Raw genomic sequence first — 16,487 nt, 5'->3', positions numbered from 1 at the left:
CGGACAAATGGGATGGCAGGGTGGCGGGCTGAGAGGCGCGTGCTACGTTCCCAAGGCCCGGCTCGCACACCGCAGACGAGGACCGTCATGACGTACACGCCGCCGCTCTGGCCCGTCTCCGTGAAGGGCGTTGCGCTCGACGCGCGTGATCGTGTGCTGCTGCTGCGGAACGAACGTGATGAGTGGGAACTGCCTGGAGGGCGGCTGGAGATCGGTACCGGCGACGGAGTTCAACTGCCGGATGTCAGTCCCGAGGCGGCCCTTGAGCGCGAGATCCAGGAAGAGACCGGGTGGGACGTCAAGGCTGGCCCACTCATCGACGGCGGTGTGTGGATCTACGAGCCGATCCCGGGTCGGCGCGTACTGATCGTGACCTACGGCTGCACCGTGCTGACCCCCGAACGGCCGCCGGTCGTCAGCCACGAGCACAAGCAGCTGGGCATGTTCACCGCGGACGAAGTGCCGGACCTGAACATGCCCGACGGATACAAGCAGGCCATCACCGCCTGGTACGGCCGGAGGAACGCCGGCCCGGCGGCCTTGGACGACTACGAGCGGATGTAGTCGGCATGGCCGGGGGCGAGATCGCTGCACGCGCGGGTGAGGACCGGCTCCCGCTTCCCCGGCCCTCGGCTCGGCACGCTCAGTGGCACTGGGCCACACCCCAGGCTCAGTTAGTCCTGGCAACGGGAGACCTGGCCGACATCTTGCGCTTCTACCGCCGCGTGCACAGCCTGAACCAGACCGCACTCGGTGAACTCCTCGGCTACGACAAGACGTACATCTCCGCTCTGGAACTGGGAAAGCGGTCCTTGGACGACGTGCCTTCCCGCCGCCGTATCTGCGAAGCGCTGCAGTTGCCGCCACACGTGCTCGGCGTCACCGACCCGACCGATACCGATCACCGGGCGATGCTGCAGTTCGGCGAGTCCACTGTCCGGCTCGCCGAGATCGCCCGCCAGTCCGGGCACGCCACAGAAGCGGTCTCGGAGTTGTGGCCGCTCGTCGCCCGCCTCGAAGCACGTGTCGAGGACGGCCACACCGAGCGGGACGTCCTGCACCTCCTCGCGCGGGCCCGTGTCGGCCTCGGTGTCGCCCTGGGCAACGTACTGCCCGAGGAACGTCTCGCCACCGCCGCGCACTGGACAGCCAAGAGCCTGGAGATCGCCGAGTACTTCGACGACGTCCGTATGACCTCTTACGTGCTGCGCATGCACGGCAACGAACTCCGCAAGGCCAGCTTGCGGGGCGCGGCCGTCCAACGGCTGTGCCGCGCCGCGGCCACTGCTCCGGACGAGACCGCTCGCGCCGCCGTCCTCCCTCTCCTCGCGCGGGCCGCCGGCGCACTGGGCAATGGTGAGCTGTTCGACCAGGTGATGCGGGAGACCGATGCTCTTCTCGACTGGGTGGACCACACCAGTCTGTTCAACCCCTTCTCCCTGCACGAGATCCGCCTGCGCGGACTTGTCGACACAAGCCGTACGAAGGAGGCCATGCGGCTCGTGGAGCAGAGCCCGCTGTCTACGACCGTGGTGGCCCCGCAGTGGCGCGTGATCGAACTCGTCACCGTGGCCCAAGTCCAGATGCTTGCCGACGATCGCAGCGGCGCAGCCCAGTCGCTGGACATCGCCATTCAGGAGGCGGTCACACAGCGGCTCCCCCACCAGCTCCAGCGCATCATGCGCACGGCGGGTAAGGGGCTGCCTGCGCAGCACGCCCGAGCTGCCCAGTCCCTGGAGCGGATACGCATCGAGATGGCCGCCTAGCTCCCCCAGTGTCGATCTCGACGAGTGCTCCCTGCGGATCACGCACGCCTTCAGGGTCGCCCTGTCGCCCTCTACGCATGGGCACTGGACGGACGAACGCTGGTTGTCCTCAACGCGTCAGAGGTCGTGCTCTCGGGGCTGGTTGTCAGTGCCCATGGCTAGGGTCTCTGACGCGCGGCCGGCTTCCGAGGTGTCCAACTCTGTAGAGCAGCTGCATCCCCGGCCCTGTTGGGGGTGGCCCGGGTACGACCTGGGACCTAACCAACGGTCGGGCTTCGTCGATGGCCAAGGAGAGACCTGCCAGCGCCGGCCGCGCTCTGACGCACCGTCGGCCGCAGTACGGCCACGGCAGCCCCGTGCACTGGCCGGGCAGCTGCGGCGTGACCGGTCAGTCGGTGAGCGCCTGGCGGAGGGTTTCGTGGCAGTCGATGACGGTGTCGATGCCGACGAGGTGCAGGACGCGTTGCACGGATTCGCCGGGTCGGGCGAGACGGAGCCAGCCGCCGGCGTCGCTGAGGGCGCTATGGGCGGCGATGAGGACGTTGATGCCGCTGGAGTCCATGAAGGTCACCTGCCCCAGGTCCACCACGACGCGGGGCCGGGGCGCGTCGGGGACTTTGAGGGCCTGGCGGAACGTGTCACCGGTCTCGTGGTCGATCTCTCCGGCGACGGTCAGCACGCGGATACCGTCGGTGACAGAGAGGGTGGTCGATAGCTCGCCCGCCTGCACCGCCTGTTCGGTATCCGCCACTTCTGATTCAGCCATGTCGGTGATACTGGCACAGCCATGCCCTCGCGGGAATCGGTGCCCTGGACCGCACGAGGTGATGCCTGGGTGAGACGAAGACACCACGCCGGGGGAACAGACCATCCAGACCACAGTGGCCCTGGACGGGACCAGCACGGTCATTGCCGAGGCCCGGCACCTTGCCGCCGGATTCCTGACCCGTGTCCAGGCCGACCACGGCCTGCCGGTTTCCCGGCGCGCCATGGACCTGACCCAGCTGGTGGTGAGCGAGCTGGTCACCAACGCCCTCAAGTACGCTCCGGGGCCGCTGCTGCTGGATTTGCGGATCGCCGGTGACACGGTCGAGGTCGTTGTGTGGGACTCCGACCCGGTCCTGCCCATCGCCCGGGCCGCGGATGCCGGCCGGGTGGGCCAGCACGGCCTGGAGATCGTCATAGCCGTCGCCCAGGGCTTCGAAGCACAGCGGGAACCGGTCGGCAAACGCATCACCGCCCGCCTCGCCCTGCTGGACGACCCGGCCGGCGCGGTCACAGGGCGCCGCCCCTTTTAGGTCTCCGCACTCACCCTCTCACCCCTTTTGATCCGTAGCTCATCGGCACGGTCCCTGCGACTCTCCCGGCTACGCTCGCGCGGGAACGCCCCGCAGCGCGTGGCTGCGGGGCGCCTAGTGGGGTTTAGTCGACTTCCTGCCCGTTGAACTTGCCGCCCTTGCAGGTCGGGAGATGGGCCGAGGACAAGTTCGACCGATCGACCGTTCCGCCGCCGTCGATGCACTCGCCCGGGGTGAGGCTGGCGGGGGCGGCGGTTGTGGCGGTGGCGGTTGTGGCGGTGGCGGTGGCGGCGTCTGCGAGGCCGACCCCGGCGAGGGCTGCCGTGGCGATGACGGCGGCGAGGACTCGTCGAATGCGCATTTGGTTCGCCTTTCACGGATTGCCTCGGTTGGGACACCACTCAGCTTGATGTTCACCCATGTGGGCGACACGTCAAGTTAGGCCGTTCGGGTGACATAGCTGTCGGATGCGGGGTCGGTGGGGTGACCCGCCGGACAGCACACCTAGCTAGAGGGCCGTACGGCAGCGGAGGGCTTCGCGCTCCGTGGGAGAACCCCCGGGTCCGGGACCCGGGGATTCCTCGGTGGGCGTGGTAGCCGCGCGGGCTACCGCACGTCCACGAAGTCCCCGGTCGCCTTGGCGGCCGGGGTGGTGGAGGTGCCCGCGAAGTTCCAGCGCCAGTAGCCGTCTTCCGACGCGGGGACCGTGGTCGTCAGGGTGCCGGTGCTGGAGGTGTACACGGTCTTGACGGTGGTGTAGGTCGTGGTGCCGGCCTTGCGGAACTGGAGCTTGACCGGCTGGTTGGTGTAGCCGAAGTACTCGAGGTTGTTCCAGTCGGCCCGGGTGAGCTTGCCGGTGACGGTGAGGGGCGCGCCCTTGGCGACCGGCTCCGGGCCCGCGTTCGCGGTGAGCTTGGAGTACCGCTGCAGGCGGGTCGTGGTGTAGCTCGCGGCCTGGGTCCAGCTGTCGTCGTTGGCCACCCCCTGCACGCTGACCTTCCAGGTGCCGGCGTGGGCGTTGGTGAGCGCGGTGCCGCCGTACCGCCAGTCCGGCTCGAGGAAGATCGTCTGCGAGCAGGTCGAGGTGGTGGCGCTCGATGCGACGCAGTCCGCGTGGTAGTGGAACTGCTGCGACACGATGCGGTCGTCGTAGGTCTCGTAGGGGTTCGCACCCTCCGGTCCGCGCCACAGGACGAAGTCCGCGTCCTGGATGCCCGACGGGTGGGTGAAGGTCCCTGACACCGTGATCGTCTTGGAGTCGAGGCCCACCACGATGTTCTTGCCACCGTCGAAGGAGACGTCGCTGATCTGGACATCGGTCTGGGGCTCGTCACCGTAGGCGCCGGGGGTGGCGAAGCCGGCCAGGGCGGCGACGGTACCGAACAGGGCGAAGACAGCGCGTTTGCGCATGTGGCTCCTTCACGGAGGGGAGAGGGGGACGGTGGGGCGGGACTTGGGCACAGTCGTCACACAGGCCGCCCCCACACCCAGCGCATCTGTGTGCACGAACGTCACACACGACTGCGGCCGGAGGCCGGTCGAAGGAGACGGGCGAGTCCGCGTGCTCCTTCGTACGGGGCCTTCCATTCGTCCCTTGCCCGGCCTTGACGCCAGCGGCTCAGTCCCCAGCAATAGGACGCTGAGGGTGCGGACGCCGGGGGCGCCGGGGCCTGCTGTTGGTCGGTGGTGCCTGGAACCGGGCCGAGGAGCAGGTAGAGAGCCCCCGCAACCGCGATGCGGACCAGGAGGGCCTGGCCATGCTTCTCGTTCCGAACAGCGACGAAAGGTGCCTATCCGGCTAGGACTTGTCCGGCCTAGGTCGGCGTAGCGACTTTGGCCGGGAGTTTCAATGGGCGAGTCAGGCACCGCGGTGTGCGACCAGTAGAGGGGCCTGACGGCTTGGTCTTCGTCGGCGAGAAGGGGGCGCCCTTCCGTCGTACCTCCTTCAAACGGAAGTGGCGTCGTGCCCGAGCCGCCGCCGGGCTCCCCGACGACTTCCGTTTCTACGACCTTCGTCACACCGGACACACGCTCTCGACCCGTTCCGGGCGCCACCCTCAAGGACACGATGGTCCGCGCCGGGCAGTCCTCCGAGAAGGCCGCGTTGATCTACCAGCACTCCGACGAGGAGCGGCAGGAAGAGGTCGCCGCCGGCCTCGACGTCACCGTTCGGAAGGCTCGGGCGGAGGCTGCCAAGAAGGCGGCCCACAAGCCTTCTGGCACGGATCTGGCACGCGGCGACTGATCGCCGGACACAACAACAAGGCCCAGGTCTCTGACCTGGGCCTTCTTCATGGAGCGGGTGACGAGAATCGAACTCGCGCTCTCAGCTTGGGAAGCTGATGTTCTACCATTAAACTACACCCGCGTAAGTACGGACGTGGTCCCGGAGGGGCCGGTGTCCGGACCTTGCTCACTCTACATCATCGCGCGCTCCCGGTGTTCGGATCCCGGGGGCTGAGCGTGTTTCAGGGGTGGGATCCGGCTGCGGGCGGCCGGAGTTGGGGCGTACCGTGGAGGCCTGGGGGAGGGCCGGAGTGCCGCGTGGAGAGTCATCTCTTTGATCCCGTAATGTGGCTTTTGTCGTCCGGGCAGCAACGCCGGACGCGGCTCTTGGGGAAGGGACTTGAGGGACTTGATGGAACGCACCGTCGTCCGATGCGCGGACGGGCACGTCTTCAGCACCGCTTCGTTCCCGATGCAGCAGGCCGACCGGCTCGGCCCCGGCCGCCTCGTGCGGTGCCCGCGCTGTGCCCGGCTCCGCAGCGCCGTGCCTGTCGTTCTGGAGAAGCGGTAGGGGCGGTGCACGGGGACCGGCCGTAGTCGGTTCGTCACGGCGGGCGCGCGGAGTCCTTCGGATTGCGAAGGCTTCGCGCGCCTTGCGTATCCTCGCTACGTGCTTCTCTCAGACAAGGACATCCGGGCCGAGATCGACGCCGGGCGGGTACGGATCGATCCCTATGACGAAACCATGGTGCAGCCGTCGAGCATCGACGTACGGCTGGACCGGTACTTCCGGGTGTTCGAGAATCACCGGTACCCCCACATCGACCCGTCCGTCGAGCAGGCCGATCTGACCCGGCTGGTCGAGCCGGAGGGCGATGAGCCGTTCATCCTGCATCCCGGGGAGTTCGTGCTCGCCTCCACCTACGAGGTGATCACGCTCCCCGACGATCTCGCCTCCCGGCTGGAGGGGAAGAGTTCGCTCGGGCGGCTGGGACTGGTCACCCACTCCACCGCCGGGTTCATCGACCCCGGGTTCAGCGGGCACGTCACCCTGGAGCTGTCCAACCTCGCCACGCTCCCGATCAAGCTGTGGCCGGGGATGAAGATCGGGCAGCTGTGCATGTTCCGGCTGACCTCGCCCGCCGAGCACCCGTACGGCAGTGAGCGCTACGGCTCCCGGTACCAGGGGCAGCGCGGGCCGACCGCCTCGCGGTCCTTCCTCAATTTCCATCGGACCCAGGTGTGAGGGCGACGACAGCATGAGCAGCGCAGACGTGCGGGAGAACCTGACCTACGAGCGGTTCGGCACCGCCATCCGCGAGTTGGCGCAGACCATCGCCGACGACGGGTACGAGCCCGACATCGTGCTCAGCATCGCCCGCGGCGGGGTGTTCGTCGCCGGGGGGCTCGCCTACGCCCTCGACTGCAAGAACATCCATCTCGTCAACGTCGAGTTCTACACCGGTGTGGGGACGACCCTGGAGATGCCGGTCATGCTCGCCCCCGTCCCCAACGTGATCGACTTCTCCGACAAGAAGGTCCTGATCACCGACGACGTCGCCGACACCGGAAAGACCCTCAAGCTCGTCCGCGACTTCTGTCTCGACACCGTCGCCGAGGTGCGCTCCGCGGTGATCTACGAGAAGTCCCACTCCCTCGTGAAGTGCGAGTACGTGTGGAAGCGGACCGACGACTGGATCAACTTCCCGTGGAGTGTCGAGCCCCCCGTCGTGAAGCGCGCCGGACAGGTTCTCGACGCCTAGGTCCAGGAAGCGGAGAGGCAACGCCGAAGGGCCCCCGGCTGGAGCGCCGGGGGCCCTTTCGCGTGTCCGCGGACGGCTGGGCGGTGACTAGAACGTGCCCAGCTTCACGATCGACAGCAGCGCGACCAGCTGGATCGCCGACGCCCCCAGCGCCTTCGGCCACGGCAGGTCGTGGGAGCGGGAGACCATCAGGGTCAGCAGGGCGCCCGCGCCGAGCCAGGTGGCCCAGCCGAGGAGCTGGACGAAGCCGGCGTCGCCGCCGAAGAACATGGCGACGATCAGGCGGGGCGCGTCGGTGAGGGCGGTGATCAGCATGGACAGGCCGACCGTGGGCTGCCAGGCGCCGTCGCCGCCGAGCTGGCGGGCCAGGGTGTGGGTGACCACGCCCAGGATGAACAGGCCGAGCACCATCACGACGGCCGTGATCAGCACGATCGGGACCGCGTTGGACAGCGTCGCGCTGATCGCGTCCTGGCGGGCCCCGTCGAAGCCGAAGACCGCGAGCAGGCCGTAGAGGAAGGTCACGATGAGGGCGGGCGTCCACATCGTGTAGTCCCGCATGCGCAGGAAGGTCTCGTTCGGGGAGAGGACGATCCCCTTCAGCAGTTCCTTCCAGTGCAGGGGCGGGCCGATCGGTCCGGCGGGCTCGGCGGCCTGGCCGGCGTGGTAGGTCGCGCCCTGGGTGTAGCCGGCGGCCTCGTCGATGGAGAAGGCCTGGGTGTGGCCCGGGTTGTTGGCCGCGTAGGGGTCGTGCCCGCCGTTCCCGGGGCCGCCCGGGTAGCCGCCGTCCCCGAAGTACTCCGGCCCGTCGTCGGGCCCGCCCGGGTAGCCGTACGACTGTCCCTGCTGCGGGTACGGCGGCTGCGGCGCCGACGGGTAGCCGTACGAGGGGCCCGGGGCGCCCGAGGGGCCCGGCCGGCCGTACGACGGCCTCCCGGACTGAGCGGGGCCGCGCCCGTGTCCGTACGACGGTCCCTGGGGCGCCTGTTGTCCTTGGGGGGTGCGGTTGTCCCGGCCCCCGCGTCCGATCCTGAATCCAGCCACGTCATCGAACGTACCTGGTCCCGGAGCCCGACGTGCCGGGCCCGGTGGTCCGGGCCCGGCTTTGCGGCCGACCTGTGACATCCCCTAAGGGACCGTCAGCAACGCCCTCCGGGTTCCTCAGGGGTTTCCCGGGAGGGGTCGGTCCGCCGGCACGGTCAGTCCGCCATCACCGCGCCGAACTGCGGGGTGCCGGAGGTGGAGACGCCCACGGTGGAGACGCCGAAGGCGCGCGAGCCCGTGGCGGTGATCTTCGTACCGTTGGACGGCAGGTACGTCACCGCGCCGTCGCCGCCGTTCTCGTACGAGCCGACGACCAGGTCCGCCTTGCCGTCGCCGGTGACGTCGTCCAGCTTGAGGTCGGCGCCGAACAGGTCGGACTTCTCGTTGCCGCCGGGGACGCCCGCGCTGTCCTGGGAGAAGGACTGGGCCCCGGAGACGGTGTCGACGCCCGCGGCGGAGCCGTACAGGACGGTCACGCTGCCGGTGTCCGGGACGCCGCCGAGGTCCTCCTGCGGGGAGCTGACGACCAGGTCCTGGTAGCCGTCGCCGTTGATGTCGCCGAGGTCCAGCTCCCAGCCGAAGGCGTCGCCCTTCTCCGAGGAGCCGGGGACGTTGCCGGTGTTCTGGGTGATGCCGGTGGTGCCGGCCGGGCCGGAGGCGGAGCCGTAGGTGATGTTCACCTTGCCGCCGTCGGAGGCGTTCGGGATGACGGTGCCGTCGGGGTCCTTGGCGTCCCAGTCGGCGCCGCTGACGATGTCGCCGAAGCCGTCGCCGTTGACGTCGCCGATGGCGGTGATGATGCCGGGCTTGAGGGTCTTGGCGGAGGCGGTGCTCAGGCCGCCGGAGGTGCCGGGCAGCCAGTAGTTGGTGTTCCAGCCGTACCGCGTCGTGGTCTCGTAGCCGTCCACGACGAGGTCCGTGCGGCCGTCGCCGTTGACGTCGCCGGCGGTCAGGTTCAGCGGGCCGTACGGGTAGTCGTTGGTGCCCGACTGGATCGGCGGCTTGACGGTGGTCCGGCTGCCGTAGGCGCCGGCGGTGGTGAAGCCGCCCTTGTAGAGGTAGAGGGTGGCGGCGGAGCTGCCCACGGCCAGGTCGGCCCTGCCGTCGCCGTCGAAGTCGCCGGCGGCGAGGTTCTTGCCCCAGAAGTCGTGGGAGGAGGGGGCCGGGTCGGGCACGTCGACGGCCTTGCCGGTCAGGCCGCCGGCGGAGCCCCACAGGATGGCGAGGCCGCCGCCGTCGGTGTCGGTGCCGACCTTCTCGCTCGGGGAGCCCACGGCGAGGTCGTCGTAGCCGTCGCCGTTGAAGTCGGCGTACGCCAGGTCGCCGCCGAACATGTCACCGGCCTCGGCGGTGCCGGGGACACCGGTGGTGTTCTGGCTGATGGTGGTGCGCCTGGCGGAGGAGACGCCGGTGGCGGAGCCGTACAGGACGACGACCTGGCCGGCGTCCTTCCGGCCGCTGACGTAGGCGCCGGCCGCCGAGGTGGCGACGTCACCGATGCCGTCGCCGTTGAAGTCGGCCTTGGCGGCCTTGACGGAGTCGGCGGCGGTGGCCGGGGACGCGGCGAGGGTGAGCAGACCGCCCGTCAGCGCGGCGGCGGCGGCCGTCGCGAGGGCGATGCGAGCGTGCGCGTGCATGCGGTCTCCTGCTGCATGCGGGGGACGCCTGGCGGGGCGTCCGCAGACGATGGGGTGCGGTCCGCCCGTGTTCAGCACGTGTTGTCCCGTGGTTCACGGGCGGTAGGCGATCAGGAGACCCGCGGTGGGGGGCGAGGGTTGTACGCGCTCGTGGTAACGGTCCGGGATCGCTGTGGCGGGCGGGGCGATGGTCCAGGATGGGTCCATGAGCGTAGTGAAGATCAACGTGCTGACCGTTCCCGCCGAGCAGCGGGAGGTGCTGGAGAAGCGGTTCGCCTCGCGGGCCCACGCGGTGGAGAACTCCGACGGCTTCGAGTGGTTCGAGCTGCTGCGTCCCGTCGAGGGCACCGACACCTACCTCGTCTACACCCGCTGGCGGGACGAGGAGTCGTTCCAGGCCTGGATGGAGGGGCCGATGAAGTCCGCGCACCAGGGCGGCGGCGAGGGCGGCGAGCGCCCGAAGCCGGCGGCCTCCGGCTCGACCCTGTGGTCCTTCGAGGTGGTGCAGCAGGCCGGCCCGAAGGGGGCCTGACCGCAGGGTACGGAGATACGACGGCGCCCCCTGCCTGTGCGGGTCAGGGGGCGCCGTCCGTTCGGGGGGACTACTTCACCGGCTCCGGCTCCGGCTCGCTCTCCGTCTCCGTCGAGCCCTCCGGGTCGACCGGCGTCTTCACGGACTCCAGGAGCAGCTGGGCGACGTCGACCACCTGGATCGACTCCTTCGCCTTGCCGTCGTTCTTCTTGCCGTTCACCGAGTCGGTGAGCATGACCAGGCAGAACGGGCAGGCGGTGGAGACGATGTCGGGGTTCAGGGAGAGGGCCTCGTCGACGCGCTCGTTGTTGATGCGCTTGCCGATCCGCTCCTCCATCCACATGCGCGCACCACCGGCGCCACAGCAGAAGCCGCGCTCCTTGTGGCGGTGCATCTCCTCGTTGCGCAGGCCCGGGACCTTGCCGATGATCTCGCGCGGGGGCGTGTAGATCTTGTTGTGGCGGCCCAGGTAGCACGGGTCGTGGTAGGTGATGATGCCCTCGACCGGGGTGACCGGGACCAGCTTGCCCTCGTCCACCAGGTGCTGGAGCAGCTGAGTGTGGTGGATGACCTCGTAGTCGCCGCCGAGCTGCGGGTACTCGTTGCCGATGGTGTTGAGGCAGTGCGGGCAGGTGGCGACGATCTTCTTCGCCGACTTCGGCTTCGCGGACTCCGCGACGACCTTGCCCTCGTCGTCCAGCTCCTCGCCGAACGCCGTGTTCAGGGCCATCACGTTCTCCATGCCGAGCTCCTGGAACAGGGGCTCGTTGCCGAGGCGGCGGGCGGAGTCACCGGTGCACTTCTCGTCGCCGCCCATGATCGCGAACTTGACGCCCGCGATGTGCAGCAGCTCGGCGAAGGCCTTCGTGGTCTTCTTGGCGCGGTCCTCCAGGGCGCCGGCGCAGCCGACCCAGTACAAGTACTCGACCTCGGTGAGGTCCTCGATGTCCTTGCCGACGACCGGGACCTCGAAGTCGACCTCCTTGGTCCACTCCAGGCGCTGCTTCTTGGCCAGGCCCCAGGGGTTGCCCTTCTTCTCCAGGTTCTTGAGCATCGTGCCCGCCTCGGAGGGGAAGGCGCTCTCGATCATCACCTGGTAGCGGCGCATGTCGACGATGTGGTCGACGTGCTCGATGTCCACCGGGCACTGCTCGACGCAGGCGCCGCAGGTGGTGCAGGACCACAGGACGTCCGGGTCGATGACGCCGTTCTCCTCGGCGGTGCCGATCAGCGGGCGCTCGGCCTCGGCGAGAGCGGCGGCGGGGACGTCCTTCAGCTGCTCCTCGGAGGCCTTCTCCTCGCCCTCCACGGTCTTGCCGCCGCCGGCCAGCAGGTACGGCGCCTTGGCGTGCGCGTGGTCCCGCAGGGACATGATCAGCAGCTTCGGGGAGAGCGGCTTGCCGGTGTTCCAGGCGGGGCACTGCGACTGGCAGCGGCCGCACTCGGTGCAGGTGGAGAAGTCGAGGAGGCCCTTCCAGGAGAACTGCTCGACCTGGGAGACGCCGAAGACGTCGTCCTCGCCCGGGTCCTCGAAGTTGATCGGCTTGCCGCCGGACGTCATCGGCTGGAGCGCGCCGAGGGCCGTGGAGCCGTCGGCGTTGCGCTTGAACCAGATGTTCGGGAAGCCCAGGAAGCGGTGCCAGGCCACGCCCATGTCGGTCTTCAGGGAGACCACGATCATCCAGATGAAGGAGGCCGCGATCTTCAGGCCGGCGAAGAAGTAGGTCAGGTTCTGGAGCGTGGAGACGTCCATGCCCTTGAGCCAGGCCACCACCGGGTACGAGATGAAGAACGACGCCTCGTAGCCGTCGACGTGGTGCTGGGCGCCCTCCAGCGCGTGCAGCATGAAGATGCAGACGCCGACGATGAGGATGATCGTCTCGACGAAGTACGCCTGGCCGGTGTTGGAGCCCGCGAAGCGGGACTTGCGGCCCGGCCTGTCCGGCCGGGACAGCTGCCGGATGACGACCAGCGTCGCGATGCCGACGACCGTCATGGTGCCGATGAACTCGACGTAGATGTTGTACGGCGCCCAGTCGCCGATGACCGGCAGGATCCAGTCGGCCTTGAAGAGCTGGCCGAAGGCGTTCACGATCGTCAGCAGCAGCGTGTAGAAGCCGATCGCGACGAACCAGTGCGCGATGCCGACGATGCCCCAGCGGTTCATCCGGGTGTGCCCCAGGAACTCCTTCACCAGGGTGACGGTGCGCTGGTAGGGGTCGTTGGTCCGGGTTCCCGCGGGCACGGGCTGGCCGAGCCGCATGAAGTGGAAGATCTGGAGGAGGGCGCGGCCGAACAGTGCCACGCCGACCACGATCAGGACCAGCGACACGATGATCGCGGCGAGTTGCATTGGGGCTCCTGAGGCGGCCTCGGTCTGAACGGGCTGTCGGAAGCCGACTGCCCGAGCTGATCGACATTACTAAGCGGTAACTTATGTAGTCCGTCTGAGACTACCCCCATCTTCCTTCGGGATGCAGCAGAGCGCGGGGTGATCTGAGTCGCTGAGGGTCGCCTGCGTCCCCCTTTTGCGGGCAATCCGATCGTGTTATTCATCCCGAATTGATACTTTCGCCCCTACCTTAGAGCCGTGCTCTACGGGATCGCCGCCGCCACCGCCGCCCTGCTCTGCACCGCCGTGCTCGCGGCGGTGCTCCGGCTGCCCGCCCTGAGGGCCGGGATCCTCGACCGGCGCCGGCAGCGTCCCCTGCCGCTCCTCGGCGGCCTCGCCGTCGTGGTCGTCACCTGCCTGGTCGCCGGAACGGGTGAGTGGACCCGGGTCGCCCCGCTCGGGGACGGGGTCGGCGAGCTGCTCATGGCCGCCGTCGGGATGGCCGGACTGGGCCTGGTGGCGGACGTGTGGCGGCTGCGCGCGCGGGTGCTCGTCGCCGGTACGGCCGTGGCGGCGGCCTGCGTGGTGCCCTACGACGAGACGGGCGTGCCGGGCGGGCTGCTGGCCGTCGGCTGGATCGTCCTCGCCACCCTCGCCTTCAAGGGGCTCGACCACGCCGACGGGCTGGCCGGGACGGTCGGGGTGGTCACCGCCTTCGGCGCCGGGGCCTGCGCCGCCGCCGAGGTGATGGACGGGCTCGCCGTGCTGCTGAGCGTGGTCGCCGCGGCCCTCACCGGCTTCCTGATGCACAACTGGCACCCCGCGCGGATCGGCCTCGGCGCCTGCGGCTCGCTGTTCACCGGGTTCGTGCTGTCCTCGGCGGTCGTCTTCACGCGCGCGGGGTACGACATCGGGTCGAGCGCGGCGGTGGTGTTCTGCCTCGGCGCCGTCGCCGCCGCCGACGCCCTGCTGGTGGTCCTCGCCCGGACGGCGGCCCGGCGTCCGCTGCTCCGGCGGGGCCCGGACCATCTCGCGCACCGGCTGCGGCGGCTCGGGCTCACCCCGCAGGGGTCGGTCGTGCTGCTCGGCGCCGGGTCCTTCTCCTCGGTGCTCGTGGGGGTGCTCGTGCACACCGGGTGGACGGGGGAGCGGGCGGTGCTCTGGGTGGCCGGCGGGGTGGTTCTCGCCGTTCTGCTGCTCCTTCTGATTCCCGCTCCGCAGGGCCGCCGACCGCCGTCGACGCAGGTCAGCGGGCACTTGCGCGTAAGGAGCGGATAAGAGTTGAGTCCGGTTGACTCAGGTCTGTTGACCCGGCGGGTCTCCTCGTGCACACTTGAGCCTGTTCCACTCAAGTCAGCTGGAGGAATCAACCATGGCACGTGCGGTCGGCATCGACCTGGGCACGACTAACTCCGTCGTCAGCGTTCTGGAGGGCGGCGAGCCCACCGTCATCACCAACGCCGAGGGTGCCAGGACCACGCCGTCCGTCGTCGCCTTCGCCAAGAACGGCGAGGTGCTCGTCGGCGAGGTGGCCAAGCGCCAGGCGGTCACCAACGTCGACCGGACCATCCGGTCCGTCAAGCGCCACATGGGCACCGACTGGAAGATCGCGCTGGACGGGAAGGACTTCAACCCGCAGCAGATCTCCGCGTTCATCCTGCAGAAGCTGAAGCGGGACGCCGAGGCCTACCTGGGCGAGAAGGTCACGGACGCGGTCATCACCGTCCCGGCCTACTTCAACGACTCCGAGCGCCAGGCGACGAAGGAGGCCGGCGAGATCGCCGGTCTGAACGTCCTGCGCATCGTCAACGAGCCGACCGCCGCCGCGCTGGCCTACGGCCTCGACAAGGACGACCAGACGATCCTCGTCTTCGACCTCGGTGGCGGCACCTTCGACGTGTCCCTCCTGGAGATCGGCGACGGCGTCGTCGAGGTGAAGGCCACCAACGGTGACAACCACCTCGGTGGTGACGACTGGGACCAGCGCGTCGTCGACTACCTGGTCAAGCAGTTCCAGTCCGGCCACGGCGTGGACCTGTCCAAGGACAAGATGGCCCTCCAGCGCCTCCGCGAGGCCGCCGAGAAGGCCAAGATCGAGCTGTCCTCCTCCACCGAGACCTCGATCAACCTGCCGTACATCACGGCGTCCGCCGAGGGCCCGCTGCACCTGGACGAGAAGCTCACCCGCGCCCAGTTCCAGCAGCTGACGGCCGACCTGCTGGAGCGCTGCAAGACGCCGTTCCACAACGTCATCAAGGACGCCGGCATCTCCATCAACGAGATCGACCACGTCGTCCTCGTCGGTGGCTCCACCCGTATGCCCGCCGTCGCCGAGCTCGTCAAGGAGCTGACCGGCGGCAAGGAGGCCAACAAGGGTGTGAACCCGGACGAGGTCGTCGCCATCGGCGCCTCGCTCCAGGCCGGTGTCCTCAAGGGCGAGGTCAAGGACGTCCTGCTGCTCGACGTCACCCCGCTGTCCCTCGGTATCGAGACCAAGGGCGGCATCATGACCAAGCTGATCGAGCGCAACACCACGATCCCGACCAAGCGCTCCGAGATCTTCACCACGGCCGAGGACAACCAGCCGTCCGTGCAGATCCAGGTCTACCAGGGCGAGCGCGAGATCGCGGCGTACAACAAGAAGCTCGGCATGTTCGAGCTGACCGGTCTGCCGCCGGCGCCGCGCGGCGTCCCGCAGATCGAGGTCTCCTTCGACATCGACGCCAACGGCATCATGCACGTCACGGCGAAGGACCTCGGCACCGGCAAGGAGCAGAAGATGACCGTCACCGGCGGCTCCTCGCTCCCGAAGGACGAGGTCGACCGCATGCGCGAGGAGGCCGAGCGCTACGCGGAGGAGGACCACAAGCGCCGCGAGGCCGCCGAGGCCCGCAACCAGGGCGAGCAGCTGGTCTACCAGACCGAGAAGTTCCTCAAGGACAACGAGGACAAGGTCCCCGGCGAGATCAAGACCGAGGTCGAGGCCGCGGTCGGCGAGCTGAAGGAAGCCCTCAAGGGCGAGGACACCGCCGAGATCCGCACCGCCACCGAGAAGGTCGCGGCCGTCTCGCAGAAGCTCGGCCAGGCGATGTACGCCGACGCCCAGCAGGCCGCGGGCGGCCCCGAGGGCGCCGCCGCCGGCGGTGCCAAGGCCGCTGACGACGACGTCGTGGACGCCGAGATCGTGGACGACGAGCGCAAGGACGGTGCCGCGTGACGGAGGAGACCCCGGGCTTTGAAGAGAAGCCCGACGTCCCCTCCGGCGCCACCTCCGACGACGCCGAGCCGAAGGCCGCCTCCGAGGAGGGGGCGGCCCCGGCCGGGGACGGACACGCAGAGAACGCCGGTCTGGTCGCCCAGCTGGACCAGGTGCGCACGGCGCTCGGCGAGCGTACGGCGGACCTCCAGCGGTTGCAGGCCGAGTACCAGAACTACCGCCGCCGGGTCGAGCGGGACCGGATCGCGGTCAAGGAGATCGCCATCGCGAACCTCCTGACCGAGCTCCTGCCCGTGCTCGACGACATCGGCCGGGCGCGGGAACACGGTGAACTCGTCGGCGGCTTCAAGTCGGTGGCCGAGTCGCTGGAGACCGTCGCCGCCAAGATGGGCCTGCAGCAGTTCGGCAAGGAGGGCGAGCCCTTCGACCCGACGATCCACGAGGCCCTGATGCACAGTTACGCACCGGACGTCACCGAGACGACCTGCGTGGCGATCCTGCAGCCGGGGTACCGCATCGGCGAGCGCACCATCCGCCCCGCGCGGGTGGCCGTGGCCGAGCCGCAGCCCGGCGCGCAGACCGTCAAGGCCGAGGACGCCGAGGAGTCCACCCCGGCGGCCGACGACAAGGAGAGCGGTGGCCCGGACGAGGGCTGACGTGAAGACTGAGGGA

The 16,487-nt window shown here is 69.2% G+C and carries 15 protein-coding genes, 1 tRNA gene and 1 pseudogene; 10 read left to right on the top strand and 7 right to left on the bottom strand.

Going from position 1 to position 16,487, the window contains the following annotated elements:
* Positions 1–87 precede the first annotated feature (87 nt).
* Together IEZ20_RS06590 and IEZ20_RS06585 are read left to right on the top strand one after the other, a co-directional pair.
* Entirely contained in the window at positions 88–564 is a 477-nt protein-coding gene (locus IEZ20_RS06590; RefSeq protein WP_189295296.1) for an NUDIX hydrolase, read from the top strand.
* 143 nt (positions 565–707) lie between these two features.
* The gene (locus tag IEZ20_RS06585) at positions 708–1,766 is read left to right on the top strand and encodes a helix-turn-helix domain-containing protein (RefSeq protein ID WP_229895902.1); all 1,059 of its coding nucleotides are present in this window, start codon (positions 708–710) and stop codon (positions 1,764–1,766) included.
* Positions 1,767–2,154: 388 nt separating this feature from the next.
* Here the strand turns inward: IEZ20_RS06585 and IEZ20_RS06580 are convergent, their stop codons facing one another.
* A complete protein-coding gene (locus IEZ20_RS06580; protein ID WP_189295294.1) occupies positions 2,155–2,532 on the bottom strand; it encodes an STAS domain-containing protein in 378 nt (125 codons plus the stop codon).
* A gap of 103 nt (positions 2,533–2,635) precedes the next feature.
* Here IEZ20_RS06580 and IEZ20_RS06575 point away from each other — a divergent pair, with 103 nt between their 5' ends.
* On the top strand, positions 2,636–3,064 hold the full coding sequence (locus tag IEZ20_RS06575) for an ATP-binding protein (protein ID WP_189295403.1): 429 nt from the start codon (positions 2,636–2,638) through the stop codon (positions 3,062–3,064).
* Between the two features lie 124 nt (positions 3,065–3,188).
* Here IEZ20_RS06575 and IEZ20_RS06570 read toward each other — a convergent pair whose 3' ends face one another.
* Positions 3,189–3,425 (bottom strand): hypothetical protein, encoded by a 237-nt coding sequence (locus IEZ20_RS06570; RefSeq protein ID WP_189295292.1) that lies wholly within the window; start codon positions 3,423–3,425, stop codon positions 3,189–3,191.
* A 245-nt stretch (positions 3,426–3,670) separates the two neighbouring features.
* A complete protein-coding gene (locus IEZ20_RS06565) occupies positions 3,671–4,474 on the bottom strand; it encodes a calcium-binding protein (protein ID WP_189295291.1) in 804 nt (267 codons plus the stop codon).
* A 474-nt stretch (positions 4,475–4,948) separates the two neighbouring features.
* Between IEZ20_RS06565 and IEZ20_RS06560 the strand changes: the two are divergent.
* A pseudogene (locus tag IEZ20_RS06560) lies at positions 4,949–5,309 on the top strand (tyrosine-type recombinase/integrase); the annotation flags it as partial.
* 49 nt (positions 5,310–5,358) lie between these two features.
* Here the strand turns inward: IEZ20_RS06560 and IEZ20_RS06555 are convergent.
* Positions 5,359–5,432 (bottom strand) — tRNA-Gly (locus IEZ20_RS06555).
* Between the two features lie 528 nt (positions 5,433–5,960).
* On the opposite strand from IEZ20_RS06555, the gene dcd reads away from it, so the two are divergent.
* Positions 5,961–6,536: a dCTP deaminase gene (gene dcd, locus IEZ20_RS06550; RefSeq protein ID WP_189295289.1), complete on the top strand. Its 576-nt coding sequence runs from the start codon at positions 5,961–5,963 to the stop codon at positions 6,534–6,536.
* A gap of 13 nt (positions 6,537–6,549) precedes the next feature.
* Positions 6,550–7,053, top strand: a complete 504-nt coding sequence (locus IEZ20_RS06545; protein ID WP_132784696.1) for a phosphoribosyltransferase — start codon at positions 6,550–6,552, stop codon at positions 7,051–7,053.
* Between the two features lie 87 nt (positions 7,054–7,140).
* On the opposite strand, the gene IEZ20_RS06540 is transcribed toward IEZ20_RS06545, so the two are convergent.
* Positions 7,141–8,178 carry a Yip1 family protein gene (locus IEZ20_RS06540; RefSeq protein WP_189295287.1) on the bottom strand — a complete coding sequence of 346 codons (1,038 nt, stop codon included), beginning with the start codon at positions 8,176–8,178 and terminating at the stop codon, positions 7,141–7,143.
* Positions 8,179–8,252: 74 nt separating this feature from the next.
* Entirely contained in the window at positions 8,253–9,734 is a 1,482-nt protein-coding gene (locus IEZ20_RS06535) for an FG-GAP and VCBS repeat-containing protein (RefSeq protein ID WP_189295285.1), read from the bottom strand.
* A 205-nt stretch (positions 9,735–9,939) separates the two neighbouring features.
* On the opposite strand from IEZ20_RS06535, the gene IEZ20_RS06530 reads away from it, so the two are divergent.
* Positions 9,940–10,266 carry an antibiotic biosynthesis monooxygenase family protein gene (locus IEZ20_RS06530; RefSeq protein ID WP_189295283.1) on the top strand — a complete coding sequence of 109 codons (327 nt, stop codon included), beginning with the start codon at positions 9,940–9,942 and terminating at the stop codon, positions 10,264–10,266.
* Positions 10,267–10,336: 70 nt separating this feature from the next.
* On the opposite strand, the gene IEZ20_RS06525 is transcribed toward IEZ20_RS06530, so the two are convergent.
* The gene (locus IEZ20_RS06525) at positions 10,337–12,619 is read right to left on the bottom strand and encodes a (Fe-S)-binding protein (RefSeq protein WP_189295281.1); all 2,283 of its coding nucleotides are present in this window, start codon (positions 12,617–12,619) and stop codon (positions 10,337–10,339) included.
* Between the two features lie 237 nt (positions 12,620–12,856).
* Here IEZ20_RS06525 and IEZ20_RS06520 point away from each other — a divergent pair, with 237 nt between their 5' ends.
* From IEZ20_RS06520 to grpE, 3 genes are all read left to right on the top strand, one after another.
* Entirely contained in the window at positions 12,857–13,876 is a 1,020-nt protein-coding gene (locus IEZ20_RS06520; protein ID WP_189295280.1) for an MraY family glycosyltransferase, read from the top strand.
* A 94-nt stretch (positions 13,877–13,970) separates the two neighbouring features.
* Positions 13,971–15,815 carry a molecular chaperone DnaK gene (gene dnaK, locus IEZ20_RS06515; RefSeq protein ID WP_189295277.1) on the top strand — a complete coding sequence of 615 codons (1,845 nt, stop codon included), beginning with the start codon at positions 13,971–13,973 and terminating at the stop codon, positions 15,813–15,815.
* Positions 15,812–16,471 (top strand): nucleotide exchange factor GrpE, encoded by a 660-nt coding sequence (gene grpE / locus IEZ20_RS06510; protein WP_189295275.1) that lies wholly within the window; start codon positions 15,812–15,814, stop codon positions 16,469–16,471. The genes dnaK and grpE overlap by 4 nt, the downstream gene beginning before the upstream one ends.
* Positions 16,472–16,487 lie beyond the last annotated feature (16 nt).

This window comes from Streptomyces cinerochromogenes, assembly GCF_014648635.1.
Taxonomy (GTDB): Bacteria; Actinomycetota; Actinomycetes; order Streptomycetales; family Streptomycetaceae; genus Streptomyces; species Streptomyces cinerochromogenes.
The sequence above is the reverse complement of the archived record's forward strand: the minus strand, read 5'-3'. Positions and strand labels throughout refer to the sequence as shown.